The organism is Malikia sp. (assembly GCF_028687635.1).
Classification (GTDB): Bacteria; Pseudomonadota; Gammaproteobacteria; order Burkholderiales; family Burkholderiaceae_C; genus Malikia.
The window spans coordinates 215,537-242,260 of record NZ_JAQTZS010000003.1 but is presented as its reverse complement, the minus strand read 5'-3'; the positions used below and the strand labels follow the sequence as shown (position 1 = coordinate 242,260).

Annotated in this window: 17 protein-coding genes; all 17 read left to right on the top strand. The window is 60.2% G+C overall.

Annotation, left to right across the window (positions count from 1 at the left end):
* Positions 1 to 2,792 (top strand): cadherin-like domain-containing protein (locus PHR85_RS03795; protein WP_300050641.1); only part of this gene is annotated, 2,792 nt, incomplete at its 5' end.
* Entirely contained in the window at positions 2,793 to 4,565 is a 1,773-nt protein-coding gene (locus tag PHR85_RS03790; protein WP_300050638.1) for a type I secretion system permease/ATPase, read from the top strand.
* Entirely contained in the window at positions 4,562 to 5,989 is a 1,428-nt protein-coding gene (locus PHR85_RS03785; RefSeq protein ID WP_300050635.1) for an HlyD family type I secretion periplasmic adaptor subunit, read from the top strand. The genes PHR85_RS03790 and PHR85_RS03785 overlap by 4 nt, the downstream gene beginning before the upstream one ends.
* A gap of 49 nt (positions 5,990 to 6,038) precedes the next feature.
* Positions 6,039 to 7,289 (top strand): TolC family protein, encoded by a 1,251-nt coding sequence (locus PHR85_RS03780; RefSeq protein ID WP_300050632.1) that lies wholly within the window; start codon positions 6,039 to 6,041, stop codon positions 7,287 to 7,289.
* A gap of 20 nt (positions 7,290 to 7,309) precedes the next feature.
* Entirely contained in the window at positions 7,310 to 9,112 is a 1,803-nt protein-coding gene (locus PHR85_RS03775; protein ID WP_300050629.1) for a hypothetical protein, read from the top strand.
* Between the two features lie 7 nt (positions 9,113 to 9,119).
* A complete protein-coding gene (locus PHR85_RS03770; protein ID WP_300050626.1) occupies positions 9,120 to 11,090 on the top strand; it encodes a glycosyltransferase family 4 protein in 1,971 nt (656 codons plus the stop codon).
* 165 nt (positions 11,091 to 11,255) lie between these two features.
* Complete coding sequence (gene wecB / locus PHR85_RS03765) at positions 11,256 to 12,377, top strand: non-hydrolyzing UDP-N-acetylglucosamine 2-epimerase (RefSeq protein ID WP_300050623.1); 1,122 nt, start codon at positions 11,256 to 11,258, stop codon at positions 12,375 to 12,377.
* 22 nt (positions 12,378 to 12,399) lie between these two features.
* Positions 12,400 to 13,704 (top strand): UDP-N-acetyl-D-mannosamine dehydrogenase, encoded by a 1,305-nt coding sequence (wecC, locus tag PHR85_RS03760; RefSeq protein ID WP_300050660.1) that lies wholly within the window; start codon positions 12,400 to 12,402, stop codon positions 13,702 to 13,704.
* Positions 13,705 to 13,856: 152 nt separating this feature from the next.
* Complete coding sequence (locus PHR85_RS03755; protein ID WP_300050620.1) at positions 13,857 to 15,689, top strand: glycosyltransferase; 1,833 nt, start codon at positions 13,857 to 13,859, stop codon at positions 15,687 to 15,689.
* A 48-nt stretch (positions 15,690 to 15,737) separates the two neighbouring features.
* Complete coding sequence (locus tag PHR85_RS03750; RefSeq protein ID WP_300050617.1) at positions 15,738 to 16,805, top strand: hypothetical protein; 1,068 nt, start codon at positions 15,738 to 15,740, stop codon at positions 16,803 to 16,805.
* 45 nt (positions 16,806 to 16,850) lie between these two features.
* Positions 16,851 to 17,633: a hypothetical protein gene (locus tag PHR85_RS03745; RefSeq protein WP_300050615.1), complete on the top strand. Its 783-nt coding sequence runs from the start codon at positions 16,851 to 16,853 to the stop codon at positions 17,631 to 17,633.
* A gap of 46 nt (positions 17,634 to 17,679) precedes the next feature.
* On the top strand, positions 17,680 to 19,953 hold the full coding sequence (locus PHR85_RS03740) for a glycosyltransferase (protein WP_300050612.1): 2,274 nt from the start codon (positions 17,680 to 17,682) through the stop codon (positions 19,951 to 19,953).
* A 34-nt stretch (positions 19,954 to 19,987) separates the two neighbouring features.
* Positions 19,988 to 20,428 (top strand): hypothetical protein, encoded by a 441-nt coding sequence (locus PHR85_RS03735; protein ID WP_300050610.1) that lies wholly within the window; start codon positions 19,988 to 19,990, stop codon positions 20,426 to 20,428.
* Positions 20,418 to 21,758, top strand: a complete 1,341-nt coding sequence (locus PHR85_RS03730) for a hypothetical protein (RefSeq protein WP_300050608.1) — start codon at positions 20,418 to 20,420, stop codon at positions 21,756 to 21,758. The genes PHR85_RS03735 and PHR85_RS03730 overlap by 11 nt, the downstream gene beginning before the upstream one ends.
* A 125-nt stretch (positions 21,759 to 21,883) precedes the next feature.
* Positions 21,884 to 22,579, top strand: coding sequence for a heparin lyase I family protein (locus tag PHR85_RS03725; RefSeq protein ID WP_300050605.1), 696 nt, complete (start codon positions 21,884 to 21,886; stop codon positions 22,577 to 22,579).
* 68 nt (positions 22,580 to 22,647) lie between these two features.
* Positions 22,648 to 25,599, top strand: coding sequence for a glycosyltransferase (locus tag PHR85_RS03720; RefSeq protein ID WP_300050603.1), 2,952 nt, complete (start codon positions 22,648 to 22,650; stop codon positions 25,597 to 25,599).
* Between the two features lie 6 nt (positions 25,600 to 25,605).
* Entirely contained in the window at positions 25,606 to 26,724 is a 1,119-nt protein-coding gene (gmd, locus tag PHR85_RS03715) for a GDP-mannose 4,6-dehydratase (RefSeq protein ID WP_300050601.1), read from the top strand.

Below are 26,724 nucleotides of genomic sequence, written 5' to 3'. Positions count from 1 at the left end.
GCACGGTGGTGCTCAACGAGGACGGCACGGTCACCTTCACGCCGGACGCCGGCTTCAACGGCGAGGCCAGCTTCAGCTACGTGGCCACCGATGGCACGCTGGATACGGAAGAGACAGCGGTCACGGTCAACGTGGGCGCGGGCAACAACGCGCCGGTGGTCCTGGGTGTCAGCTCGAGCGTCCTCGACAAGAGCCTGAAGGAACTGCAGACGCTGGGCGTGAACAACGTGCTGCTGACCGGAGTGGCGGCGAGCGACGGCCTGACGGTGGCGCTGGGCGATGGCGCGGCGCTGGCTGCGACCGGCCTGCCGCTGTTCGGCATCGATGGCAACGGTGATGGTATGCTGACGGGCACCGAAATCGGCACCGGCAATGTCACGCTGGCGCTCGCCGATGCGGCGCAGCTGGGTGAGGCGGCGGCGTTGGCCGGTGGTCTGAACGCAGCCGGTATCGACGCGGTGCGCATTGACCTGGCCAGCGGCCCGGACGGCAACATCGACTTCAACGCCGAGCTGTCGGCGCTGCTGGGTGACTCGACGCTGAACGCGGACTTCGCGGCACTGCACGGCGCGGGTCTGGCGAACCAGATCGACCTGGGCGGCGCGGACGAGATCGGCCATCTGACGCTGAGCGACATGCAGGCGCAGCAGCTGATCGGCGCGGGCGTCGAGTTCGCGGCGGCCGATGCGATCGCGCTTGACGCGCAGGGCACGCACCTGAGCACCAGCCTCAAGGGCCTGCAGAAGCTGGGCGTGGACAACGTGCTGCTGACGGGCGCCGTGGCGACCGACGGCCTGACGGTGGCCCTGGGCGCCGGCGCGGCGCTGAACGCCGCCGGTCTGCCGCTGTTCGGTGACATCAACGGTGACGGCGTGCTCAGCCAGAGCGAGCTCGACGCGGGTCATGTGACGCTCGCCGTGGACGATGCGGCGCAGCTGGGCGAAGCGGCGGCGCTGGCCGGTGGTCTGCATGCGGCCGGTATCGACGCGGTGCGCATGGACCTGGCCAGCGGCCCGGACGGCAACGCGGACTACAACGCCGAGCTGTCGGCGCTGCTGGGTGACTCGACACTGAACGCGGACTTCGCGGCACTGCACGGCGCGGGTCTGGCGAACCAGATCGACCTGGGCGGCGCGGACGAGATCGGCCATCTGACGCTGAGCGACACACAGGCACAGGTGCTGATCGGTGAGGGCCTCGAATTCGCGGCGGCCGATGCGATCGCGCTCGACGCGCAGGGCACGCACCTGAGCACCAGCCTCAAGGGCCTGCAGAAGCTGGGCGTGGACAACGTGCTGCTGACGGGCGCCGTGGCGACCGACGGCCTGACGGTGGCCCTGGGCGCCGGCGCGGCGCTGAACGCCGCCGGTCTGCCGCTGTTCGGTGACATCAACGGTGACGGCGTGCTCAGCCAGAGCGAGCTCGACGCGGGTCATGTGACGCTCGCCGTGGACGATGCGGCGCAGCTGGGCGAAGCGGCGGCGCTGGCCGGTGGTCTGCATGCGGCCGGTATCGACGCGGTGCGCATGGACCTGGCCAGCGGCCCGGACGGCAACGCGGACTACAACGCCGAGCTGTCGGCGCTGCTGGGTGACTCGACGCTGAACGCGGACTTCGCGGCGCTGCACGGCGCGGGTCTGGCGAACCAGATCGACCTGGGTGGCGCGGGCGAAATCGGCCATGTGTCACTGAGCGACATGCAGGCGCAGCAGCTGATCGGCGCGGGCCTCGAATTCGCGGCGGCTGACCATATCTCGGTCGACATCGGCTCGGCGGAGGGCACGCACCTGAGCACGAGCCTCAAGGGCCTGCAGAAGCTCGGCGTGGACAACGTGGTGCTGGCGGACAGCGCAGGTCACAACCTGACGGTGGATCTGGGCACCGGCGCCGCGCTGAGCGCGACCGGTCTGCCGCTGTTCGGCGATACCGACCAGAATGGACAGCTCTCGGTCGCCGAAGGCCAGGCGCTCGACGTGACGCTCGCGGTGGCGAACCACAACGACCTGCAGAGCCTGCAGAACGTCGCGGGCGCGCTCGTCGCCGCCGGCATCGACCATCTCGCGGTCGATCAGTCGCAGCTCGGCGACCTGACCAGCGACGCGGCAGTGAGCTCGCTGCTCACCGCGGGCCTGAACTTCGACGTGCGCGTCGATGGTGCGGCCGCAGTCAACCATGCCCGCTTCGAGCAGGCGGTCGATATCCTGAAGAGCGGTGTCGACCTGCTGCCCAATTCGCTGGTCAGCGCCACCTCGTCCACCCTGGTCACCCTGGTGGATACGCTGAAGGCTTCCGGCATCCACTCGATCGACCTGGGTACGAACAACTCGGTCACGATCGGCGACGGTCTGGCCGCCGCGCTGCACGACGCCGGTCTGCTGACCGCGCTGCCGCAAGCCGAGGTCTGGCTCGACACCAGCGCCGAGCAGCTGCAGACCAGCCTGAAGGCGATGGCCGATCTCGGCGTCGACAAGGTCGCTTCGACCAGCGACGTCGCAGTCAAGCTCGGGACAAATCTGGCAGAACTGGGTAAACTGCTGCAATCTTTCGTCGAAGATGGCACGACACCCATCACCAAGCCACTGTTCGACCATCTGGCGCAGCTCGACGTCGGCACCGTCGCCGACGACGCGACGGTTCAGCAGACGCTGTCGCAGGCGGGTGTCGCCCAGCAGCTGCATGACCTCGGCGTCAGCAAGGTGGTCGCACAGGTCGAGGTGCTGGGTCAGAGCCAGAGCCTCGAATGGACCTTCGATGACATCAGCCACGACTGGATGAAGAAAACCATTTCTTAAATGACAGCAAGCTCCCCCGGACAGAACACCACAGGCGCGAAAGCGCCGGTGCGCGACATCCTGATGCAATGTCGTCAGGCCTTTTTCTTCGCGATGGGCCTGACCTTCGTGATCGATGCGCTCAGCATCACGCCGCTGCTCTACATGATGAGCGCGTACGACCGCGTGCTGTCGAGCCGCAGTGGCGTGACGCTGGTGTCGCTCACGGTGATCGTGATCGCGTTCTACGTGTTCTGGTCGGCGCTGGAGTGGATCCGGTCGCGCCTGATGGTGCGGCTGTCGCTGCGCATCGACTGGGATCTGGCCGCCGACGTGTTCGACGCGTCGTTCCGGCGCTATGTCGGGCGCAAGAACGTCAACGTGCAGCAGCTGCTGGGTGACCTGCTGTCGCTGCGCCAGTTCCTGACCGGCCAGGGGGTGCTGTCGCTGATGGATGCGCCGTTCGCGCTGGTGTTCATCGCGATCGGCGCGCTGTTCCACCCCTATCTCGCGTTCTTCGCGCTCGGCGCCTCGGTGTTGATGCTGATCGTCACCTACCTGACGACCAAGGTCACGACGCCGATCCTGAAGGAAGCCAACGACGCCAATACCGAGGCGATCCGCGTCGCCGGCAACAGCCTGCGCCACGCCGAGGCCACGCTGGCGCTCGGCATGCTCGGCGCGGTGCGCCAGCGCTGGTACGACCATCACCGCTCCTTCCTGACCAACCAGGTCAACGCCAGCGAGGCCACCGGCCTGATGGGCGGCCTGTCGGGCTTCCTGCAAAAGGCGCTGCCGTCGCTGCAGATGGGTCTGGGCGTCTGGCTCGCGATGGAGAACCTGATCACCGGCGGCATGGTCATGGTCGCCAGCATGCTGATCAGCAAGTCGGTCGGACCGATCCAGAAACTGCTCGCGCACTGGAAGGAAATCGTCACCGCGCGCCAGGCTTACGATCGGCTCAACGAGCTGCTCGCGCAGGACATCGCCGCCGGGCAGCGCATGCAGCTGCCCGCGCCGCAGGGCCGGCTGGACGTCACCGGCGTGACCGCCGTGCCGCCCGGCAGCAACCGGGCCGTGCTGACCGACATCCAGTTCTCGCTGCAGCCCGGCGAGGTGCTGGCCGTCGTCGGCCCCAGCGCGGCGGGCAAGTCCTCGCTGTCGCGGCTGCTGCTCGGACTCTGGAAACCGACGGTCGGGTCGGTGCGGCTCGATGGCGTCGAGCTGTCGGACTGGAACCACGACGAAGTCGGTCCGCTGGTCGGCTACGTGCCGCAGGAAATCGAGTTTCTCGAAGGCACGGTGGCCGAGAACATCGCCCGCCTGGGCGAGGTCGATCCGATCCGCGTGGTGCGGGCCGCGCAGCTGGTCGAGATGCACGAGGTCATCCTGTCCTTCCCCAAGGGCTACGACACGCCGTTGGGCGAGACCGGCTTCGTGCTGTCGGGTGGCCAGCGCCAGCGCCTCGCGATCGCGCGCGCGGTCTACGGCATGCCCAAGTACGTCGTGATGGACGAACCCAACTCCAGCCTCGACGAGATCGGCGAAACCGCGCTGGTCAAGACCGTCCAGGCGCTCAAGGCCAACGGCACGACGCTGGTGCTGACCACGCACCGGCCGCGCCTGATCGGTGCGGTCGACAAGATGCTCGTGCTCAAGGGCGGACGCCAGGTCGCGTTCGGCGACGCGCGCGAGATCCTCGACGCGGTGCGCAAGCTGCAGGTCGTCAGTCCCGACCCGGATGCACCGATCGATCTGCCGGGCGCGGCCAATCTCAAACTCAACGTCGCATGAACCCCGCAGAAACCACCCAGCGGCCCGACGTGGCCGCTTCCGTCGTTGCCCAGACGCCCTCAGCGCAAGCCCGCCCTGGCTGGCTGGCCCGTATCGATGCCGTGCTGGGCGGCTGGGTCAAGGGCTGGAACCCCTATGATCCCTCGCGGGTGCAGCGGCGCGGACTCGAACCGGTGCGGGTCGAGGAATCCAGGATCCGCAAGCAGGCCGCGCTCTGGTTCCTGCTGATCTTCGGGGTGTTCCTGGCCTGGGCGCTGTTCGCGCCGATCGACGCCGGCGTCACGGTGCCGGGCAACGTCTCGGTGCTGGGCAACCGCAAGAGCGTGCAGCATCCCAGCGGCGGCGTGGTCGAGGCGATCAACGTGCGCGAGGGCGCCGAGGTCAAGCAAGGCGACGTGCTGCTGCGCGTCAACCCGCTCAAGACCGCCGCCGAGATGACGGGCGCCGAACTCACCTATATCCACCTGCTCGCTTCCGAGTCGCGGCTCAAGGCCGAGCGCGACGGCCTGTCATCGATCCGCTGGGACGAGGAGCTGACCAAGCGCTTCCCCGCCAAGGACACGCGCGTGGCCGAAGCGCAGCGGCTGCAGGTGCAGCTGTTCAACTCGCGCCAGGCCGAGTACGCCAACCAGGTCGCCAGCCTCAACGAGCAGATCAACGGCCTCAACCATGTGCTCGACTCGCGCCTGACGCAGCTGCGCACGCTCGAAGAAGAGATGAAGAACACGCACGAGCTGGCCAAGGGCGGTTTCGTGCCGCAGAGCCAGGCCAACCAGGCCGAGCGGCAAAAGAGCGACATCGATTCCAACCTCGCCAACACGCGCGCCGAGATCGCGCGCGCCAAGCTGCAGATCAGCCAGGTCAGGAGCGCGCTGCTCAAGGACGTCGACACGCAGCTGCAGGAGATCCAGAAGAACCGCGACGCGGTGCTCGGCCGCCTGGACGCGGCCCAGTTCGATCGCGAGCTGGCCGAGGTCAGGGCGCCGGTCAGCGGCAGCGTCGTCGGACTCAAGGTGTTCACCGTCGGCGGCGTCATCACCGCCGGTCAGGTGTTGATGGAGGTCGTGCCCATGGACGAGAGCCTGATCATCCAGGCCAAGATTCCGCCGACCATCATCGACAAGGTCCGGGTCGGGATGCCGGCCGACATGCGCTTCGTCGCGTTCAACCAGGCCACCACGCCGGTGATTCCCGGCATCGTCAAGGTCGTCGGCGCCGACAAGGAGCCCGCCACCAACCCGAACGAGGGCGAGCATTACCTGGCGCAGGTCGAGACGACGGCCGAAGGCATCGCGCGGCTCGGCGGACTCAAGGTCCAGCCCGGCATGCCGGTCGATGTCGTGATCAAGTCGGGCGAACGCTCGTTCATGAGCTACCTGCTCAAGCCGCTGAGCGACAAAACCGCCAAAGCCTTCAAGGATTGATCGAACCTCAAATCTGATACCATTTCGAGCTCTATGATGTGGTATCACTATGAGATTTGAACAAACGCTGACCGCGATTTTTGTTGCGGTAGCCTGCGCGTCGCCTTTGCACGCGCAGGATCTGGCGCGCGATTTCGACAGGGCGCTCAGCTTCGACCCCGGCTATCTCGCGTCGCTGGCCGAGCGCGACGCGACGCTGGTGCAAGCGCGCCAGAGCGCCGCGGCGTACTATCCCGAAGCCAGCTTCAACACCAGCCGGCTGCAGACGGACACCGGCAACCGCCGCACCTTCACGATCACGCAACCGATCTTCAGCGTCGACCGCTGGGCGATGCTGGAGCAGGCCGCGCCGCGTACCGCGCTGGCCGAGGCCGGTCTGCTGGTCAAGCAGCAGGACCTGGCACTGCGGCTGCTGAAGGCCGCCAACGCCATCATCCTGGCGAGCGAAAACCTGCAACTCAACCAGTCCAAGATCGACGCGCTGGAGCAGCAGTCGCTGGCGGCCGAGCAGAAATACAAGCTGGGCCAGGGCACGGTGACCGACCTGCGCGACCTCCAGGTCAAGGCCAAGCAGGCGCGGGCGCAGCAGCTCACGCTCAAGTCGCAGCAGCAAGTCGCCGCGCAGCAATACGCGGCGTTGGTCGGCGAGCGGCCCGAGCTCGCGTCGTTCGCGCTGCCCCAGGGCAGCCCCGCGCTGCCCGCCAGTTCGCTGCAGGAGCTCGTCGATCAGGCGCTGCAAGCCAACCCGGCCATCCTGTCGGCGCGCGCGTCGGAGCAGATCGCCGCGCTCGACGTCAAGAAGGCGCGCGGCAGCCTGCTGCCCACCGTCTCGGCCAGCTACTCGAGCAGCAAGTCGGGCAGCGTCAGCAACAACTACACCGGCGTCACGATGAACGTGCCGCTGCAGGCCGGCAGCTGGCTGGGCGTCGAGGCCGCGCAGGCCAACGCGCTCAAGGCGCGGGAAAGCCGCAAGGAAGCCGAGTCCAAGACCCGGGTCGAGGCCGAGCGGCTGTACTCGCTGATCCAGGCCGGCGACGAGTCGCTGCGGATCCAGCGCGAGGCGATCGCCGCCGCCGAGCTCAGCGTCGAAGCCAACCGCCAGAGCTACCAGGGTGGCGTGCGCTCGGCGGTCGACGTGATCAACGCGATCCAGACCGTGTTCCAGGTCAAGAGCGACTACGCCACCATGGCCGCGCAGCAGGCCGAGCACCACCTCAGCCTCGCGACGCTCGCACAAGGCGACACGCGCGACGCCGCGCTCAAGACCTTCAGCGCGCTGTTCGCGAAAAATGTTCAATAAATTCTGAAAAAATGACCAACATGCCGACCGAAAACCTGGACCAGCAGCTGCACAAGATCCAGTCCGCCAGAGACCATCTGCAGCAAACCAAGCAACTGTTCGACGAGTTCGGAAGCCTCGACCTCAAGATCTCGGGCACCAACAAGTTCACCAAGCTGCTCGACGCACTGAACTGGGATCTGGCCGAAGCCGAGCGCAAGAAGATCCAGCAGCAGGTGGCGACGCTGACGGAACAGAAGCAACGCCTAGAGGGCGAGATGGCCGAGGCGCAAGCCGAGATCAAGCGGCTGCGGCAGCAGAACGAGCAGCGCAATGGGGCGCAACAGACCGAGCAGACCCAGCAACTGCAACGGCAGATCGACGAGATCCAGCAAGCCAAGTCCCGCGTGGAGAGCGCGCTGCAGAACGAGCAGCGCAATGCGGCGCAAAAGACCGAACAGGCCCAGCAGCTGCAACGGCAGATCGACGAGATCCAGCAAGCCAAGTCCCGCGTGGAGAGCGCGCTGCAGAACGAGCAGCGCAATGCGGCGCAAAAGACCGAACAGGCTCAGCAGCTGCAACGGCAGATCAAAGAGAGCCAGCAGGAAAACGAACTGCTGCTGCAGCAACTGCATCAGGTGCAGGAGGAGCTGGAACAGTATTTCCTCGACAAACAGAAGCTCGAGCGTGAGTGCGAAACGCTGCAGCAGCGCTGGGAGCGGCTTGAGCGTCGGCAACCCGGCTATCTCGACTACGAACTGATCGAACCCGTCGCGGTCGACACGGTCTCGGACCTGCCGCGCATCGAATGGCGCATCGCCAATATCACGGTGATGGGGCGGCTGCAGCCCGAGCTGACCTTCGGCACCTTGCTCAAGGACGGCCAGGCCGGCATCGCGCTGGATGGCATCGAGCTCTTTCCACGCGCGCTGCGCGGCCCCGATGCGGCGAAAGCGATTGAGCAGTTCCGCCGCTTCGGCCGCCGGCAATGGGGCGCGGTGCTGGCCGCAGCCAGTGCGCTGGAGCAGTTTTTCGCCGGCGAAGCTACCGTGGCGCCGTCACTGTCCTTCGACCCGGTGTTCTGGCGCCAGGTGCTGTTGCCGCTGGTCGCCGAACTGCGCGCGCTGCCCTCGGTGTTCCGCTTCGACGACGTCACGCTCAAGCGCGAGCTGGTCAATCCCGACTACGAGCATCTGTGGTTGGTCCTCGAAGGCGCGAGCCTGGGGCAGAAGCAATGGCCGAGGTTCGAGCTGCGGCTGGGCGCGGCCGACGTCAGGCCGGGACGCTTCTCGCGCCACCCCAAGCTCGAGTTCCCGCTGATCGACGGCAAGACGCGCCCGTTCGACAGCTGGTACGAGGAGTCGCACGACGACTTCGGTGGCAAGTTCGAGCTGCGCTTCGATATCGACCGCAAGCTGATGGACCTCGGCGTCTGGTCCAAGTTGAGCGTGGACGACCGCAAACTGCTGCTTTCCGTCAACGGCTTGCTGGGGCAGGCACTGCAGCGGCTGCAGACCGCGCAGTGCCCGATCTCGCGCGCCTGGTCCGACTGGCAAGGTCTGGCCACGGGCATCATCGAGACGCTGCAGAAGCTGTCAGAAACCGGAGCGCGGCAGAAAATCCAGGCGCAGCCGGTCGCGGCTCCTGCCGCGGCGGTATCGCCAGCCCAAGAGGAGATCGTCGTCAAGGAGGTCGTCGTCAAGGAGCCTGAAGTCAAGGAGATCACAGTCGAAGAGGTAGCGGTAAAGAAGACCGTGGTCAGAAAGACCGCAGCCAAGAAGGTCGCGGCCAAGAAGACCGCCCCCGGCCGCCAGTCAACCGTCTTGCCGCCTGAAGTTTCCTGATCGCGAAATGGGAAGTCACCGCCACGCTTCCGAGCTGGCCCGGCGTTTTGCCTGGCTGCTGCGCTCCGATCTGCGCGCGGCCTATCCTGACCCCGACGGCGCCGGGTTCGCCGACTGGTGGCTGATCAAGGGCCGGCTCGACTACCCGGCCTGGGCCGACCAGTTGAGCGTCGAGCAGATCCAGCGGGTGTTCGGTTCCGAAGGCCGGGTCGAAATCGCCGGCCTGGGCCTGGAGCTGCCGCGCTGCGTCGGGCTGCTCGCCAAACAGCGACCGGACGCGGTGCGCGAGCTGAGCGAGTCGAGCGAGCCCGCGTCGGAGCGCTTCATCGCCTGGGCGCTGCTGCAGGGGCTGGTCGAGCATGGGCTGGCCGAACACGCGCCGCGCGGCCTGGTCGCGGCGCTGGACCAGCCGCTGCCGGTCGCGGACCGGGGGGCCGACGCGCCGCCGGCAGCGACGCTGCTGATGCACCTGCTGCGCTCGCTGCTCGACGCCGACACGCAGCGGCGACGCGACCTGCACAGCTCAGACGGCAGGCGCGCCTTCCTGGCCTGGTTCTTCTCGGTGGTGGGCACGCTGGGCATCGCGCCGCTGGTCGCGGCGCGCTGGCGGGCCTGGCTGCAGATGCCCGCGCCCGAACTCGTGGGCGAGCCCGAAATCCCGCGCTTCGCGCACCTGGTCTGGCAGGCCTCGGCCGAACTGCAGGCGCAATACCCGCTGGCCCAGGCAGCTGGCCGTCAAGGCTTGAAAACCTGGGCCGATCAGGCACGCGAACGCGGCGGCTGGGAATGGCTGCGGGGCCATGCCGCCTCTGTCCAGTCAGCCGTCATCGAACCGGCTGATACGCAGGCCTGGCGCAGCCGCCCGTTCGGCGTCAACCTGTACGGCTTCGCCTACGGCGAACTTGGCATAGGCGAAGACCTGCGCATGGCGGTCGAATGCTGCAAGGCGGCGGACATTCCGTACCGGGTGATCAACATCGACGCCGGCGCCGACCTGCGCCAAGCCGACGACGTGCTGAAGCGGGACGTCGAGGCCGCCGCCGAGCAGGCCCCCTACGCGATCAACCTGTTCTGCCTGCCGGGCTTCGACACCGTGTCGCGCGTGTTCCTGCGCCAGGGGCACCTGCCGTTCGAAGGGCATTACAACATCGGCTGGTGGCCCTGGGAGCTGCCAGTCTGGCCGGCGGCGTGGCGCGATGCACTCGACCTGATGGACGAACTCTGGGCCAGCAGCGAATTCACCGCGCAGGCGTACCGCCAGGCGACGCAAAAGCCGGTGCATCTGGTGCCGCTGGCCGTCAGCGTCGAGCGCGGCGCGCGCAGGCCAAGAAAATTCTTCGGCCTGCCCGACGACAAGTTCCTGTTCCTGTTCGTGTTCGATTTCAACTCGCACCTGGCACGCAAGAACCCGCAGGCCGTCGTCGAAGCTTTTCGGCAGGCCTTTCCCGCAAGCGACGACAGCGTGCGGCTGGTGCTGAAAGTGATGAACGACCGCGAGCGCGACCCGCGCTGGATCGAGTTCATGCGGTTGTGCGAACAGGATAAGCGCATCCTGCTGCTGCGCAAGACGCTGGACCGGCCCGACGTGCTCGGGCTGATCGAGGCCTGCGATGCCTATGTGTCGCTGCACCGCGCCGAGGGGTTCGGGCGCACGCTGGCGGAGGCGATGCTGTACGGCAAGCCGGTGATCGCGACGAACTATTCGGGCAATGCCGACTTCATGCACCCCGAATGCAGTCTACCGGTGACGTACAGGCTTGCACCACTGAAAGCAGGTGATTACCACTTCATCGACAGTGGTGATGCGGCCAGCTGGGCCGATGTCGATATCGACGATGCCGCGCGCCAGATGCGCCGCGCCCAAGCGATGACAGTCGATGCTACTTGGTCGCGGAAAGTCAAGGTGAAGGCCCGCCGGCAGTTTGGGATCGAGCGTGTGGCGGCCACCTTGGTGAATAGATTGCATGAAATAAGTTGACTGATAGGTCTAATCTTGCCCTGCAGCTTTAATTTTCCTGACCGATTTGCTTGAAATAAATAATTTCCACCTCGTCATCTGATTCGGATCAGGAAGTCAACACAAAGCGTAGACTGAAATAAATGCCTGCCTGGTTTTTTCAACCAAGTTTGAATTTCCATTTTTATGAAAATATTGTCCGTTTTTGGTACGCGTCCCGAAGCCATCAAGATGGCGCCCGTCGTCAACGCGCTCAAGTCCAGCGCTGGCATCGAGTCGGAAGTCTGCGTCACCGGCCAGCACCGCCAGATGCTGGACCAGGTGCTGGAGCTGTTCGACATCCGGCCCGACCATGACCTCAACATCATGAAGCCGGGCCAGGACCTGACCGACATCACCAGCAACATCCTGCTCGGCATGCGCCAGGTGCTCAAGGCGCAGCGCTACGACATGGTGCTGGTGCATGGCGACACCACGACCACGATGGCCGCCGCGCTGGCCGCCTTCTACGAGAAAGTGCCCGTGGGCCATGTCGAGGCCGGCCTGCGCACCGGCAACATCTACGCCCCCTGGCCCGAGGAAATGAACCGCAGTCTGGTCGGGCGCCTCGCCGCGCTGCACTTTGCCCCGACCGAGCGTGCGCGCCAGAGCCTGCTGACCGAGAACGTGCCCGACAGCGCCATCCTGGTGACTGGCAACACCGTCATCGACGCGCTCAAGCAGGTCGTGGCCAAGCTCGATTCCGATGCCGCGCTCGGGCAGAGCCTGGCCAGCCGCTTTCCCTTCATCGACCCCAGCAAGAAGCTCGTCACCGTCACCGGCCACCGCCGCGAGAACTTCGGCGACGGCTTCGAGCGCATCTGTCATGCGCTGCATGCGCTCAGCCAGCGGCCGGACGTGCAGGTCGTCTATCCGGTGCACCTCAACCCCTCGGTGCAGGAGCCAGTGCGCCGCATTCTGGGCCAGGCCAGCAACGTTCATCTGATCGAGCCGCTGGACTATCTGCCCTTCGTCTACCTGATGAGCCGCTCGCACCTGATCATCACCGATTCGGGCGGCGTGCAGGAGGAAGCCCCCTCGCTGGGCAAGCCCGTGCTCGTGATGCGCGACACCACCGAGCGGCCCGAAGCGGTCGAGGCCGGCACCGTCAAGCTGGTCGGTACCGACCAGGCGCGCATCGCCTCCGAAGCCAATCGACTGCTCGACGACAGCGCCGCCTACCAAGCCATGGCCAGGGCGCTCAACCCTTATGGCGATGGCCTGGCCTCGGGCCGCATCGTGCAAGCCATCCGCAACTACCTCGCCTGATCCTTTTCGCTGTCACACCACCATGTCTTCCCTTTTCAACACCATCTCCATGATCGGCCTGGGCTATATCGGCCTGCCTACCGCCACGATGTTTGCCTCGCGCAAAAAGCACGTGATTGGCGTGGATGTGTCCCAGCACGCGGTCGACACCATCAACAGCGGCAAGATTCACATCGTCGAGCCAGAACTGGACATGCTGGTGCATGCTGCCGTGACCGCCGGCTACCTGCGCGCCACGCTCAAGCCCGAAGCTGCCGATGCGTTCCTGGTGGCGGTGCCGACGCCGTTCAAGGACGACCACAAGGCTGACCTGAGCTATGTCGAAGCCGCGGCCCGATCGATCGCCCCGGTGCTGGCCAAGGGCAACCTGGTGGTACTGGAATCCACCTCGCCAGTCGGTGCGACCGAGCAAATGGCTGGCTGGCTGGCAGCCGCTCGGCCCGATCTGAGCTTCCCGCAGCAAGCCGGCGAGGAAGCCGATATCCAGATCGCCTACTGCCCCGAGCGCGTGCTGCCCGGCAAGGTGGTGCACGAACTGGTGGCCAACGACCGTGTCATCGGCGGCATGACGAAGAAGGCGAGCGAGATGGCTGTCGCCCTCTACCAGACCTTTGTCGAAGGCGAGTGCATCGTCACCAACGCCCGCACCGCCGAGATGTGCAAGCTGACCGAAAACAGCTTCCGCGACGTCAACATTGCCTTTGCCAACGAGCTGTCGATCATCTGCGACAAGCTCGACATCAACGTCTGGGAACTCATCAGCCTGGCCAACCGCCATCCGCGCGTGAGCATCCTGCAACCCGGTGCCGGCGTGGGCGGACACTGCATTGCCGTCGATCCCTGGTTCATTGTCGATACCAACCCGAACGAGGCCCGCATCATCCGCATGGCACGCGAGGTGAATGACCACAAGCCGGAATGGGTGCTGGAAAAGGTCAAGGCCGCGATTGTCGATACGCTGGCTCAGAAGCCTGGCAGAACGATGGCCGACATCAAGGTGGCCTGCCTGGGCCTGGCGTTCAAGCCTGATATCGACGACCTGCGCGAAAGCCCCGCCGTGGAAATCACTCGCCACATCGCCCGGCTGGGCTGCCGAGTGCTGGCGGTCGAACCCAATATCGAGGTGCTACCGCAGAAGCTAGCTAATGCTAATCTAGCCTTGACCGCGCTCGAGGATGCACTCAAGGACGCGGATGTCGTGTGCGTGCTGGTCAAGCACCAACCTTTCGTTGTCGCCGCAGACGCTATTCGGCAACACACGCGAAAAATCGATGCGGTGGGCTTGCTTGGCAACTCCTGGGGAAGGCGACGCCTGGATCCGAAATAATTTCGGTTCGATGGGACGCTCCAACATGTCGCTGAACCAAGCTGACCGGCGCTAATATGACGCTGACACTGCAGGAAGATGCGCTAGAGAATTAATGTTTCCCCAGCTTGAAGTATTCCAAAGTTTAGTTTTAATCTTTCTTGTTAAAAATTATGAAAAATAATATATGTGTAGAAGCAAATAAACTTTATCGTGAGGGACGGTTTAGCGAAGCGTTAAAATTATATAAGAAGGCAAGCGAAACGCTTGGCGTATCATTATTTAAAGTTAACATAGATTTATGTGAAAAACAAATCATCAAGTATAAAAAAAAGAAAGACCTAAAAGATTTTTCCAAAACCAAAAAAAAATCAGCCTTAACCCTCCTAGATCCAATTTCTGAATTTTGTTGGAAAAATCAGTTCCACGGATACCCTCTCAGTAGACATAATTATAAAGAGCAAATTGCTATTTCGAAATCAGATTTCGCTTTTATTGAAAGTGCTTGGAAAGCCAATAAAGGTACGTGGGAGTACGCATTTACATCCCTAGAATTAAAGCATAAAAACTCTCAAGCACTTCTTTCTGCGATTGAGCTTCTTAAAAGTAAAAAAATTCCAGTATTGTTCTGGAATAAAGAAGATCCAATGCATTTTGACATGTTTCTTCCTATCGCAAAAAAAGCTGATTATGTATTTACAACAGATGAACTATCAGTAAAGAACTACCAAAGTGCATTGGGTCACAAAAGAGTTAAATCCATTCCTTTTGCGGCACCAATTGAAATTACAAACCCCGAAAATAGATTTGAAATCCAACAAGAAAATATTTGTTTTGCGGGGACTTACTATGCTAAAAATCATGAAGATAGGAAAAAGCAAATGGATGCTATTCTACCTTTAATACTAGAGTTCAACGGGTCAATATACGATCGAGCTTCGTCGATTGGCGGCGATCGCTATTCCTACCCGGATATTTACCATAGTAATATTAGACCAGCTGTCGAATTTGATAAGATGGTCGGAATTTACAAAAAATTCAAGATCTTCTTGAATGTAAATACTATTACCAACTCGCCAACCATGATGTCTAGAAGAGTGTATGAGCTTTTAGCTTCGGGGACGCCCGTTATATCAACGCCATCGAAATCAATTACCGAGCAATTTCCTGGAATTGTACTGACAGTTAATAATGAGAAAGAGGCATCAATAGCAGCAGATAGACTTTTGTCAGATAATATTTTTTGGTGCTCTAAATCGCAGCTTGGTATCCGTGAAGTTCTATCTAAACACACTTACAGCCAACGATGGAAAAGTATTGTTGAATTTGTAAACGATGATTGCCAAAATAATAGTTCGGATGGTTCAAAGTTCACGTTAGTTATTGAGGTTGGATCTCTTGATATTCTGTTTAACCAAGTTAAAAAAGCGATTTCTGGAAAAATAAAACCCACTAACTTTATTTTTGTTTGTAAAAATATAAGTATTGATCAGTTGAAAGAGTCGAGAGCATTTTTATTTTTATCAGGACTGATTAAAAATTGCGATGTTGAATTTATAAAAGAATTCCCAAAAATGCTCAGATGTCTTCCGATTAAAGAGTGTATAGATCATGTGATTTTTTTTAGAAAAGATTATATTTATTTAGATAATTACATATCAGATATACTAATCCCATTTCAATACTCTGAAGCGAAAGCTGTTACAAAACCTGATCCTTTTCAGTTTTCTGAGCTTGAATCAAAGTATTTAAATAATAAAATTTCAGATATCAGGGGACTGTGGCATTCAAAAACAAATACTGCTAATATTGGAGTTTTTGCAGTAAGATCAAAAAATATCGATGAATTCGATTTCGATAGAGAAAGCTTTAAAGTGTTTTCAAGAAATTTGAGTGAGAATATTTATATAGCTGATTTCTTTAATATTTTGGATGTTGGAGGTTATGTAAACTCCGAGAGTTTTGATGAGAATTTATATAAATACATGCCAAAAATATCGTTGTAATAAATTATTTTTTGTTTTTAATAAACTCTTTGAAGTATGAAAATAGTCTTGTTTGATTCAATTCTCGAAAGGCATCTTGTCGAGAGCCTAAAGCGTGCATTTGAATATTTAGGGCATTCTGTACACTCCACCGATCTGATCGTGCATGGTCATGACATGATAAAAAATGAGAGTGATAAAAAAAAGGTGTGGAGTGAAATTGAAAAAGCTTTAGATTTTACTCCTGATTTATTTATCTCGTTCAGGCCAATGAATTTGCTTCCTGAGATGGTTGAGGTCATTAAAAAAAAATGTATTACAGCAATATGGTTGTCAGACGACCCTGTCCTTTATAAAACATGCTACTCACTTGTAGTAGATAGCTATGATTTGATGCTTCACTGTGGTTCTGAGAAAATAATTTCTTTTTATCACGCTAAGGGACATAAACATGGGATTAACTTTCCTTTCTGGACAGATCATCACGCATTTCCCCCTGTTTATAATCCACTGGAAGCCGGTGAAGAAGTTTTATTTTTAGGGAATATGAATGGACAGGTGCGGAGAAAAAGATACTTTGAATTTGCAAAGCTGCCTAACAAAAAGAAGATTTTTGGATTGTTGGACTCAGATCCCCTTGGGATACACGGGGGTTTTATTAAGGAAGCTTACTTAAATTGCGATTTAGTTTCTCAAACTATTAAGAATTTCAGAATATCAGTATCTATTCCTCAGTTTTTTGATGAATACGCAGGACTGCATTATGACTTTCCTGAGCTTAGATCGCTTGGTTACTTCCAGTTTCCCAGTAGGGTTATTCAATATATTGCATCAGGGATTCCTGTTGCTGCTGTTGGTCAGGAAGATATGAAATTTGCTATGCCAGAAATTGAGGTTTCTAGTTCAATTAATGGATTAGAGTCTTATATATCAAAAGTAATATCAGATTTTGACTTTGCTCAATCAGAGTCAAAAAAAGTTCTTTCCAGGTTTAGGAAAAGTTATTCCAGTTTAGCACGAGCTCAGCATCTTTTGTACATATTAAATAATATGGAAGAAATCCGTAGTATGTCGCCTGGAAAAAAAGCAACACAGTTCTTAGAGTTTGAGTCATCTTATTCTGAGAAGACATATTAATTTTGTAATTAAGTATTTAAAATTCAACCGTTTACTAATATAAAAATGCTTCATTTTAAAATTAATAGTGAAAAAGATAGTGCAATTTCTTGTCATCTTAAAAATGGCGTAGAGTTTCGTGCTTACATTAAATTTAAAAAAAGTAATCGGTTGTTTGTATTATTTAATGGTGCTATAGATCTCACGAAGAGCTACCCATACTACCAACGTTGGAGTTGGGCTGATAAATTTCCTGGTAGCGTACTTTATATTCTTGATCCTTTAATAAAAAAGAATAATTCCACCTTAAATCTCGCCTGGTATTTAGGGGATAAAGATGATGATTATTTTCAGATAATATCTAATCTTGTTCAGGCTGTTTCTAAACAGTTGGGTATCGATAAAATCTATGCGTATGGGTCATCTGGAGGTGGATTCGCATCTCTTATGCTTGCGAAAAATATTAAGGAAGTTTATTCGGTAGCTATAAATCCACAAACTAATGTATTTAAATATCATGATAATGCAGTCTCGAAATACTTTTTGACAGCATGGGGGTTTGAGACGAAAGATGCTTTGATTAAACTTCCGCGTGAAAAATTCGATGTCACAAATTTTCATGAGAGAAATTGCTTGGTTGTTCAAAATAAACTTGATAGATTTCATCTCGATAATCACTTTAAGCCATTTATGATTGCTAATAAAATTCCAATTATTGAAGAGGGAATTTATAAAGGCAATGCAATTTCATATTTGCTTTATAGTCACCCCAGCGGTCATGGACCCGAGCCGCTTGAGCTGTTTCCACTAATACTAGAGACAGCTATTTCGATAAATGAAAAACTATAATGTTTGCGAGTCTGTTGCCGGACTAAATTTTGCAGATTATCACTAATTGAAGTTATCACTCGTAGCCGACGCCTTCAGCAGCGCGGCATTTTTTCAGTGCATTGACAGCACGACGTATCTCCTACCCGAATCCTTCCATTCGGCCATCCTGCGTGCTTCGCCTGATCTGCTGTTCGTGGAATCTGCCTGGCGTGGGCAGGACAATGCGTGGCAGGGAAAACTGGCACCGCCCGGCCCCGAGATCCTCGATTGCCTGCGCTTGTGCAAGGCGCGTGGCATTCCTACCGTGTTCTGGAACAAGGAAGACCCGGTCCATTTCGGCACTTTCTTGCCGCTGGCACGGCATTTCGACCACGTATTCACGACGGACATCGACTGCATCCCGCGCTACATGAAGGCGCTGGGTCACGACCGCGTGTCGTTGCTGCCCTTTGCCGCGCAGCCGCGCTTGCAGAATCCTTTGCAGGATGGTGTCCGCCAGGCAGCCTTCAGCTTTGCCGGCTCGTGGTATCAGCGCTATCCGCAGCGCCAGCGCGAGTTTGCCGAGCTGGTGCGCGCGGTTTCAGCGATTGGCCCGGTGGATATCTTCGACCGGAACCATGGCAGTGACGCAACGGAAACCCGCTTCCCTGCGGAATACACGCCGTTGATCAAGGGTGGGCTGCCGTTCGATGAGATCGACCGCGCCTACAAGGGTTACCGCTTCGCGCTCAACATCAACACGGTGAAGCGGTCGCAGAGCATGTTCGCGCGCCGGGTGTTCGAGCTGATGGCGAGCAACACGCTGGTGGTCAGCAACGACTCGCTCGGCCTGCGCCTGTTCTTCGGTGATCTGGTCGCTGCTTCGGACGACGGTGCCGCCCTGGTCGATATTGTTCGTCCCCTGTGGGACGACGAAGCGCGCTATCGCCGCCATCGTCTGATGGCGCTGCGCGCCGTGCTGCGCGAGCACACCTATTCCCATCGCCTTTCATACATCCAGGCCCGCATCGCGGGCCGGAGCTGGAAGCCGGATCAGCCTGAAATCCTGATCCTGGCCGTTGCGGACTCCCCGGAAGCCGAGCAGCGGATCATTTCCAGCGTGGCACGCCAGCAATACCTCCGCTGTCGAACCCTGCTGCTGCGCCGCTACGTTCAGCGCGAAACTGTTCCAGTCCTGCAGCCCGGAATCACCTGCTTTACCGATCCGCTGGACTATCGCGCCGAAGTGGAGCAGGCCTTGCATGAAGTGCCCTGGCTCGCGCTGTTCGTCGCCGAGGATTTCTACGGCCCGCATTACCTGACCGATCTGGTCCAGGCCCGGCATTACTCGGACGCCGCGGCCTTCGGCAAGGTGGCCATGCATGCGGTGCAGGGCGGTCGCTGTGTGCTGCAGGCTGACGGCCAGCAATACCGGCCGGCGCATCGCCTGGCGGCCCGCAGCGCCTTGCTGCGCTCGGATTCTTTACTCGAGGGCTGGCTGGACGCCTGTCTGGACAATCCAGCGCTCATGGCGGTGGACTGGCCCGACATGCTGGCGACTGACGAGTTTCACTATTGCTGCAACGGTTCTGAACTCGATCCCGCCAGCGTGCTGGAGGTGGTTGGTGATCTGCCGGGGCTGGACCAGGGGCTTTCGCTGGCCGACGACATCCTGCCTGTTGCTGAGCGCTTGACGGCTGCCGACTACCGGCCTGCGGTGCCTGGGCCAGGTGCGATGACCGTGACACCTGAGCAGTTGCTCGGGTGGTTCGGTCCAGCGCCGCACGAAAAAATCGGCATGCGGCTGGATGAGGGCAATTTGCTGATTTCATCCCGACTGGCACCGGATGAGCGCGCCGTGGTTTATGCGCGTCCCCGCTTTTCTCGCCCAGAGCTGAATCTTGTAGCCGACAATCGGTTCCAGCTGCTGCTTGATCACGATCTGGCTTCGCTGGAAACGGTGCTGGATTTCCAGGATGTGGACAAGCGCAAGATCGGGCACACGATCAACCCAGCGGGTGCAGGCCTTTCCGTACTGCTTCCCGATGCCTGTCACTTTCTCCGCTTCGCCTTGCGCTTGCAGGGGGCGGGTACCGTCCGGGTTCGCGCGCTTGTGCTGGGGGAGGTGCGCGAACAGCCTGCGGTCTTGCTGCGCAAGGCGCAGTCTTTGTCTCGGTCGGACCCTGCCAGCCTCCAGGTTCTGGCGCGCCAGGCCAGGGATGCCTACTCGGCTGGAGACTATGAACGGGCTGCGGCCTTGTTCGAACAGGCCATGGCTGCTCGTCCTGAGCTGGCCCATGTTTACCGCTTCAGCTTGGAGCTTGCCAGGCGCAAGGCAGTGCTTGCCCGCAAGCCATAGTATTGTGCTGCACTGCCGCCCGGTCTGAACCCCTATGAAACGCCCCCAACCCAACCCGCACAGTCGGAAAATTCCGCCCAGGCTTGCCGCGTCGCCAACCCGGCCGGACCTGGAGCGATACGCGGCGCACGCCCGTTACATCGGCAGCGGCGAACACAAAAGCGCGCCCTGGCATGGCATCACGCCGGCATCCCGCAAGGAGAAAGACGCCAACCGTTGTCCACCTCACCTGACTCGGGATCAGGCAACCGCCATGTTGAAGGCCGGCATTCTGGCTGGCAACATCAGCGAAGAATTCGAGGGTGCGCTACCCAAGCGTGTCTGGTACAAAGGCGAGCAAGGCATATTTGAAGCTCGACTTACCGACCGGGCCGACTTGGAGTCAGGCAAACCCGCCGGCTACAAGGGCTGGCCGGAGAGTCTGGACAAATTGCCCACCAAGCCACGCGAAGTGAGGGCCTCCGATGCAATTTGATTTCACCTGCGAGTGGCAGGACAGCCCGACAGAAGTTCGCCTGCCCGCGCACCGATCCACTTGGGCCGATCTGAAGATCGCGGTCGATGACCGGGTTTTTACCTCGAACGAGCCGCTGGTCAGCGACGACGAAGACGCCGGGTCGCGAGACTTCATCGCCGTCAGTGTCTTCCCGCTGGCTGAGTTCATCGCTGCCAACTGGTGGCCCCTGCTGCACGAGCCGCAGGAAAAGGAAGGGCTGCTGTTGGATGCCAGCGCCTTCAAGCAGCGACACTGGATCAACAAGCACACGGACGGCTTCGCTTATCCCACCTTGGGGTTTTTCGGCGCGGATACCTCGGTGCGCATCGTTGCCAGACCTTCCCACATCGAAAGCGCCAATATCGAGTTCCCCGTCAGTTCCGGCAGCGCCAATGTGCACTGGAATGGCGTGGAAAGAAACGACGTGGAATCCGCGCTGTTGTGCTTTCTTGTCGCTACTGCCGAGCGGCTGCCCGCGAATGACGACAAGACATGGCTGCAAGACCTGATCGCTCGCATCAACCACGCCCGCACCGATCAGGACGAAGCGATCTATTGCCGTTGCGCGGGTCTGCTGGGTGCGGATCCCTTTGAGCCTGGCGACGAACTCTATACGGCGATCACCCGGACCATTGCTGTTCTCGGCCAGGATGTCGCGATGGAAATTTTCGCCACCGCCGAAGTCGCCAATGTGGCGAGCCGGGCACAGTGGCTGCAAGACCAGACGCGCAGCGTGATCAGGAAATCTCGCGAGGTTGCCGCCCATGCCGGTGAGCTGAAGCGCAGGCTTCAAGCCTCTAGGCCACAGGCCGGCAAACCCTGGGAGCGCGGCTATGCCGTCGCGCAACAATTACGGGACTTGCTCGGCATGGCGCCAGACAGGCCCATGTCTACGGTCGACGCGGTCACTCGAACCCTTTTCGATGCGCCCGCTACCGTTGTTTCGAGCATCAAGCATCTGGAATCGAACAGCGGCGCTCGCGGAGTCGCCTGCGAAAGCCGCGCAGGCTTGGGCATCGCCATGCAAAGTAGCCGTATGCCCCAGTTCCAGCTTGCAGCGACGTTCGCAGACTTCCTGTTTTCCGGGGATGGCGGGCTCTTCCTGTCCACCGGAGCCTCGACCGACCGGCAGAAGACCAACCGAGCTTTTGCTGCGGAGTTTCTCGCCCCGATTGAAGGTATCAAGGACAGGTGGTCGGCGAAAAAGATGCCAAACACCAATTTTGACGACATCGCCAGTCAATTTGGCGTTTCGCCTTACATTGTCCGTTACCAGGTTCAAAACCAGGCCGAGCATTTACTCGCCTAGTGACGTACACCTTAGCCGCGCTTGCCCGGAAAATATAGTAAATGCGATTGATCTTGGTGGGAGTTCTGTGGACCTGCTTGCCCGGTTTGGTGCTCGCTGAAAAGGCCGTACCGCCCCCGGCGGCTATGCCGGTCCTGTCCGTGAGCTATGAATCCGGTCAGCCTGAGTTGTCGCGCCAGCAGGTGGCTTTGGTGCTGCCAGCCGCCCGCGATGCGATCCGAACTGACTGCACCCAGGCGCGTAGCGGGCGCTGTTCGCTGGTTACCCATCTGCTGCCGCAGCTTGATTACGTCAGCCAGGGCGCCTGGCGGGCCGAGTCGAACGCGATGGAGTCGCTGGCGGTCCGCTATGGTCCGGGTGACCATTTCCTCTACCGCTTCAGCCTCAGGCTCGCTGACGGCTGGGATCTCAGGCCTCCCGCGTCGGGTGCGCCGCGCCCGGTGGACATCGTCTGGCAGTTCAAGCGTTTCGACGGTCCGCCCGACATGTTCGTCGCCGTCAAGGCGGGTGCGCTGGTGTTGCGCATCGGTGCCTCTACCCAGCTGACGCTGCTGCCGGCGCCGCTGCCGGCGGGGCGCTGGATCGATCTGGCGTTCGATGTGCGCTGGGCGACCGACGCGCGTGGCGAGGTCGGCGTCTCGGCCCAGGTTCAGGGCCAGGCGGCTCGCGGCTTGCGCCACGCCGGCCCCAATCTGCGCAATGCCAAGCCGCAGGCCGGTTATCTGAAATGGGGCCTGTACCTGCCGGATGCCCAGCCCGGCTTTGTGCCGCGCACGGTCTGGCACGACGCGATCGAGGTCTATCGACTGGACAGAAACTGAGCAAGCACTGATTTTTCATGCCTATTTACCGCTTCACACAACAGGTCGACTATGTCAGGCGCGACAGCTTGGCGCTGGACACGCTCGATCGCTCGATCTGCTTCAATCACCGTTTTTCGCTTTACCGCGATGCCACGCACTGTTACTGGGTGGACAGCGCCTGGCCAGGTGTCGCCAGGATCGGCCTGGAGCAGCTGCCGGATGGCTTCGAGCACTGGCCCGAGGTGGAGCAGTTCGCGCTGGGTTTTGCCGGCCCGGTGCTGGACCCGTATCCGGTCACCGTGGCGTCGCAGCCGCGTCACCGCAATGATCTGCTGTTCTGGCAGTTTCCTTGTCGCACCGAGCAGGATGCCTGGGAGCAGGCCCGGTCCGCTTCGAGCTGCGTGGCGATCGTCGAGCGCGACATCTACATCGGTTTGCCCTGGGCCACTTTCATCGACCGGAACCAGGCGCATCGGGTCACGCTGTTTCTGATGGCGTCGCGCCTGAAGCAGGTGCGCGATTTTCTGGCCCAGCATGGCATACGGCTGCGAGTACATACGGTGTGCCAGCATGTCTTCTGGTACCGCCACCTGGACTGGTTCCGCGACCTCGGCGTCACCGATCTCTGGATTTCCCACAAGGAACAGGGGTGGGATGAGGAGGAGGGCATCCGGCTGCATGCCTGGTCGCTCTATGCCGTCAATTACCGTGATCCAGCACGCCAGGCGGGCCTGGAGATCAAGCCGGTGGCGGAGCGCGGTACTTTCGCCTCCTTCGTCGGGGCGTACATGGCGCATTATCTGAGCGACGTGCGCCTGCGCCTGCAGGGTCTCGCGGGCTTGCCGGGCTATGAAGTCCGCTTGACCAATCAGTGGCACTTCAATCAGTCGGTCTATCAGTACCAGGTCAATGGCGAGGTGCCGGCGGCGGATGCCACCGACAGCGCTGCCGTGCTGGGCTACAACCGCATGCTGTCTGACTCGGTCTTCAGTCTTTGCCCGGTGGGTGCCGGTCCCAATACCCTGCGGCTGTGGGAGTCGCTGGCCACCGGTGCGATTCCGGTGGTGCTGAGTGATCGTCACCAACTGCCTGATTTAGATGTCTTTGCGCCCGGTTCGGGGCTGCGCTGGGAAGACGCGCTCATCCTGCATCCCGAGGACCAGCTGGATGCGCTCGATGCCCGCCTGCGCGCCATCCCGAGCGAGCGCCTGCAAGAGATGCAGCGCAAGGGTCGCCAGCTCTACCTGTTGTGTGAATGCTTCACGCCTGTTGCCGCCCAGATCGAGCCGTCGCTGACCGACGCCGCGCCCCGCGTGACGCTGCCTGTCGACCAGGCCGAGCCGGTTGTCGCTGAGCGCTGGATCGGGCTCGATGACCTGTACCGCGAAGCCGATGGGGCAGCGCGGCGCTTGCCTGTCATGGCTGCCGACTCCGCGCCGCTGGTGTCGGTGCTGATGACGACGCACAATGTGGCCGACTACATCGAGGCCGCAGTGACCTCGGTGCTGCGCCAGACCTGGCCACGGCTGGAGCTGATCGTCGTCGACGACGCCAGCACCGATGCCACCTGGACCATACTGGAGCGCCTGCAGCGAGCGTCTGGCGGCCTGCGCTGTCGGCGGCTCAATACCAATCTGGGCACTTATTTCGCGAAGAACCATGCGTTGCAGCTGGCGGGTGGCGACTATGTCTTCTTCCAGGACGGTGACGATCTGTCGCACCCGGATCGCATCCGCCTGTGCATGCAGCAGCTGATGCAACCGGGCGTGACGGCGGTGCGTGGCGCTTATTCGCGCGTGCGCTTTCCTTCGGGCCAGGTCTTGCCGGTCAACGGTCTGGTGCGCAAGCTGGGGCTTATCACCCTTGGCTTGCGGCGTCGGGTCTTCGATGACATCGGCAGCTTCAACTGCACCAGCAAGGCGTCGGACGACGAGTTTTTCCAGCGCCTGATGGCCTGGATGGCGGCCAAGGGCGGTGAACTGCGCGATCTGGACTTGCCGCTGTACTACAACACGCTGCGTGAGGGGTCGTTGTTTGCCGACATGGTGGCCAACGATCCCCTCGCTGATGGATGCATCGAGCAGCGGCCGTCACCTTCGCGTTCCGATTATGTCGATGCGTTCACGGCCAGGCACAAGCAGCTGGGGGTGGACGGTTTCAGGAAGTTTTTCAGCTATCCGGTGCTGCGCGACCGGATACCGGTGGCGCCCGACATGAGTCGTCTGGTCAATCCAGCCTTGCCGGTCGTCGCCACGCTGTGCTCGGTGCCCGAACGCATGGATCTGCTGCGCCGCACGTTGGCCAGCCTGGTGCCCCAGGTTGATGCGCTGCATGTCTACCTGGACCGTTACGACGAGGTGCCCGCTTTCGTTCGCGCCTGTCACCCGAATCTGACGGTGGTCCTGTCGCGTGACCGGCCGGGCTTGCGCGACAACGGCAAGTTCCTGCCCTTTGCCAACCTTGAGCGTGAATGCTACTATTTCACCACCGACGACGATATCGTGTATCCGCCTGACTATGTGGCGGCGATGATCCGGCGCATTGAGCATTACGGCCGGCAGGCCGTGGTTGGCGTTCACGGCGTCCTGCTGCCGGAACGGGCAGCGGGCTATTTCTCGGCCTTCCGCAAGGTGTTGCTGTTCAGGAATGGGTTGGAGCGCGATGCGTTGGTGAACAATCTGGGCACCGGCACCTTGGCTTTCCATTCGGAGTTGTTGCGCGGGCTGGATTTGAGCCACTTTCCGCAGGCAGGCATGGCGGACCTTTACCTTTCGCTCGTCTGCAAGCAGCGGCGGATTCCCATGGTGGCGATTTCTCGCCATGACGACTGGTTGCTTGAGATGGAGGCACCCAGTACCTTGTACCAGGAGTTCGTTCGGAACGATGGCGCACAGGCCGCGCTGGTTCGTTCCCATTGGCCCTGGGGTTATGCGGCGATAGGCGATGCGGTCGCTGCGGTCGGCTTGCGTGCAGCGCAGCCGGAAGTGGGCGAACGGCTGCATGCCCTGATGCCTTTGCTACCAACTTGTTTGCGCTGAAAACTGATGAAAAAAGCTCTGATCACCGGTGTGACCGGTCAGGACGGTTCTTACCTGGCCGAATTCCTGCTCGAAAAAGGCTACGAGGTCCATGGCATCAAGCGCCGCGCCTCGCTGTTCAACACGCAGCGGGTGGACCACATCTACGAAGACCCGCACTCGCAGGACCAGCGCTTCGTGCTGCATTACGGTGACCTGACCGACAGCTCGAACCTGACGCGCATCCTGCAGCAGGTGCAGCCCGACGAGGTCTACAACCTGGGCGCGCAGAGCCATGTCGCGGTGTCGTTCGAGGCGCCCGAGTACACCGCCGACGTCGATGCGATGGGGACGCTGCGCCTGCTCGAAGCGATCCGTTTCCTCGGGCTGGAGAAGAAGACCCGCTTCTATCAGGCGTCTACCAGCGAGCTGTACGGCCTGGTGCAGGAGACGCCGCAGAAGGAGACCACGCCGTTCTACCCGCGCAGCCCCTACGCGGTGGCCAAGCTCTACGCCTACTGGATCACGGTCAACTACCGCGAGGCCTATGGCATCTACGCCTGCAACGGCATCCTGTTCAACCACGAGTCGCCGCGCCGTGGCGAAACCTTCGTGACGCGCAAGATCACGCGCGGCCTGGCCAATATCGCCCAGGGGCTGGAGCATTGCCTGTACATGGGCAACATGGATGCGCTGCGCGACTGGGGCCACGCCAAGGACTATGTGCGCATGCAGTGGCTGATGCTGCAGCAGGAGCAGCCCGAGGACTTCGTGATCGCCACCGGCGTGCAGTACAGCGTGCGCCAGTTCATCGAGTGGTCGGCGGCTGAACTCGGCGTCACGCTGCGCTTTGAAGGGCAGGGCGTGGACGAGGTTGGCATCGTCGCGCGGGTCGACGGCGACAAGGCCCCTGCGCTGAAGGTGGGCGACGTGGTCGTGCGTGTCGACCCGCGCTACTTCCGCCCCGCCGAGGTCGAGACCCTGCTGGGCGACCCGAGCAAGGCCAAGGACAAGCTGGGCTGGGTGCCCGAGATCACTGTGCAGGAGATGTGCGCCGAGATGGTGGCCCATGACCTCGATGAGGCCAGGCGTCACGCCCTGCTGCGCGCGCACGGGCATAACGTCGCGGTAAGCGTGGAGCGCTGA

Excerpts from the sequence above, each read along its gene's own strand:
- PHR85_RS03790 (WP_300050638.1), top strand. The coding sequence starts at position 2,793 with ATGACAGCAAGCTCCCCCGGACAGAACACCACAGGCGCGAAAGCGCCG.
- PHR85_RS03785 (WP_300050635.1), top strand. The coding sequence starts at position 4,562 with ATGAACCCCGCAGAAACCACCCAGCGGCCCGACGTGGCCGCTTCCGTC.
- PHR85_RS03780 (WP_300050632.1), top strand. The coding sequence starts at position 6,039 with ATGAGATTTGAACAAACGCTGACCGCGATTTTTGTTGCGGTAGCCTGC.
- PHR85_RS03775 (WP_300050629.1), top strand. The coding sequence starts at position 7,310 with ATGCCGACCGAAAACCTGGACCAGCAGCTGCACAAGATCCAGTCCGCC.
- PHR85_RS03770 (WP_300050626.1), top strand. The coding sequence starts at position 9,120 with ATGGGAAGTCACCGCCACGCTTCCGAGCTGGCCCGGCGTTTTGCCTGG.
- wecB (WP_300050623.1), top strand. The coding sequence starts at position 11,256 with ATGAAAATATTGTCCGTTTTTGGTACGCGTCCCGAAGCCATCAAGATG.
- wecC (WP_300050660.1), top strand. The coding sequence starts at position 12,400 with ATGTCTTCCCTTTTCAACACCATCTCCATGATCGGCCTGGGCTATATC.
- PHR85_RS03755 (WP_300050620.1), top strand. The coding sequence starts at position 13,857 with ATGAAAAATAATATATGTGTAGAAGCAAATAAACTTTATCGTGAGGGA.
- PHR85_RS03745 (WP_300050615.1), top strand. The coding sequence starts at position 16,851 with ATGCTTCATTTTAAAATTAATAGTGAAAAAGATAGTGCAATTTCTTGT.
- PHR85_RS03735 (WP_300050610.1), top strand. The coding sequence starts at position 19,988 with ATGAAACGCCCCCAACCCAACCCGCACAGTCGGAAAATTCCGCCCAGG.
- PHR85_RS03730 (WP_300050608.1), top strand. The coding sequence starts at position 20,418 with ATGCAATTTGATTTCACCTGCGAGTGGCAGGACAGCCCGACAGAAGTT.
- PHR85_RS03725 (WP_300050605.1), top strand. The coding sequence starts at position 21,884 with ATGCCGGTCCTGTCCGTGAGCTATGAATCCGGTCAGCCTGAGTTGTCG.
- gmd (WP_300050601.1), top strand. The coding sequence starts at position 25,606 with ATGAAAAAAGCTCTGATCACCGGTGTGACCGGTCAGGACGGTTCTTAC.